This window comes from Protofrankia sp. CiT1, from assembly GCF_917627335.1.
Lineage (GTDB): Bacteria > Actinomycetota > Actinomycetes > Frankiales > Frankiaceae > Protofrankia.
Map to the genome: position 1 here is coordinate 1 of NZ_CAKJTP010000096.1, position 2,005 is coordinate 2,005.

1 protein-coding gene and 1 pseudogene are annotated in these 2,005 nt (G+C 67.3%); both read left to right on the plus strand.

The features are described from left to right. Positions 1-425: 425 nt before the first annotated feature. Positions 426-1,673: an AAA family ATPase gene (locus tag MJ785_RS15005; RefSeq protein ID WP_239309878.1), complete on the plus strand. Its 1,248-nt coding sequence runs from the start codon at positions 426-428 to the stop codon at positions 1,671-1,673. An 8-nt stretch (positions 1,674-1,681) separates the two neighbouring features. After that, a pseudogene (locus MJ785_RS15010) lies at positions 1,682-2,005 on the plus strand (hypothetical protein); the annotation flags it as partial.

Here is a 2,005-nt window from a genome sequence, read left to right on the forward strand (position 1 = left end):
ATTTGTGCAGGTCACAGCGTTATCGATCTTTGCCAGAACCTCCCCGTTTTGTCGGCGTGTCAGAGGTTCTGGATGTCGATCACGATGCGGCCGCTTGACAGCCGCGCCCATCGGCACCTCGGAGCCTCGCCGGGCATGCATCGCCGTCACCTCGCCATCCTCCTCGCCCGCCGGATGCCGATAAGCGCAGGCACGGCCCCTGGGGTGACAGGCGATGACGCACCCACCACGACTCCGGATCGACGAGCATGGAGTCGCTGTCCCCGTCTGGCCTGCCGGGCCGACCTGAACGGGATCACACACCCCCGGTCCCGGCCAGCCATCGGGCTGCCCTTGACGCGATGAGCGTAGGGCACGGCGTCGCTGGGATAGCGTGTGCGCTGATCTCGAATGGGATGCGTGAATTGGATGCGTGAGGAGGCGGAGTGGCGACGGCGGTCAGTGCGCGGCTCACGCCCTTCCTGCACCGCGCGCGTATCCAGGGCTTCCGGTCGATCGTGGATACCGAGATCAGGTTCGGTCCGCTGACTGTGCTGCTGGGCCTGAACGGCGCAGGGAAGAGCAACGTGATCGATGCGTTGCGGTTCGTGCAGGACGTGGTGAGGACTTCGCCCGCGCAGGCAATAGAGGATCGGCAAGGCCTGTCCACGGTCCTGCACCGAGGCTCATGGCCGGCGGGCCGGGTGCGGATCGAGCTGGAGCTTGGCATCTCCCCGCGTCCCGGCCAGGCACGAGGTGACGCCCTGTCCCTACCGCTGGAACCCATGACAGCGATCTATGGATTCGAGCTCCGGCTCGATGAGGCCACCGACCTGGGGACGCACATCGAGCGCGAGTGGTGCCAGTTCACCGGCGCCGAGGCTGCGGGCGGCTTCGCTGCCGAGGAGGGCCGGGTCGTCACCGGTCCGGCGCAGCTGATGGGTCCGGTCGCGGACCCGACGACGCTGGTCCTGCCGACAGCCGCGCGCCTTCCGCCGCTCGCAATGGTCTACTCGGCGTTGCGGGGTATGGCGTTCCATGCGCTGAGCCCCTCGACAATGCGCCTCGTCGGGCAGCGGAGTAAGCGCTCTGTGCTTGGGCCGTCGGGCGAACAGCTCCCCCAAGTACTTGATGCGCTCGCGACCCAATTTCCTCATGCACGACGCAGGATCGACGACTACCTCGCGGCGATTCTGCCCGGCGCACTCGGCATCGAGACGTTCGCCCTCGACGAGTTCCACACCGTTCGGCTGCGGATGGCGGAGCCCTCGGCTGACGGCGGCGTCGAGGTGTTCCCCGCCCAGTCGATGTCCGACGGCACACTCGCGGCTACCGGCCTACTCGCCTCGCTGTTCCAGACCGGCACCTGGATGGGCACGATCCCCCTGGTCGTCGTGGAGGATCCGGAGCTCGGCCTTCATGCCGGTGCTGTCGGTGCGCTGTTCAGCGCATTGGCCGAGGCCTCCGAGCATGTCCAGGTCGTCGTCGCGACCCAGAGCGCCGACCTTCTCGACCAGAAGAACTTCCCCCTCGACGCAGCGCGGATCGTTGAGCTGCGAAACGGTACGACGGTTGTCACCGAGGTGGATGACCGCATCCGCGAGATCGTTCGACGTGACCTTGGGACACTCGGCGAACTCCAGCGGTCAAACCAGCTCACCCCTTGGCCCGAGCCGCCGGACACGGCGTGGTGAACCAAGCCGTGGAACCGGCTCCGATCATCGCGCTCGTCGTCGAAGGCACGGGTGAGATCAGCGCCGTGCCGCTGCTGCTTCGCCGACTCGCGCACGACATGTTCGGCTGTTGGTCAGCCCGCTTCCTCAGACCCAGCCGGTATGGCCGTGGTCAGCTGACCACCACCGGAGGAATCGAGAGGATCATCGAGCGGACCGTCGTGCTCAACCCCGATGCGACAGGCGTCCTGGTGATGCTGGACGCCGATGACGACTGCCCAGCGGCCTTGGCGCCTCGCCTCCTCGACCGCGCACGCCGGGCGCGTCCGGACCGGCGTCTCAGCGTCGTCCTG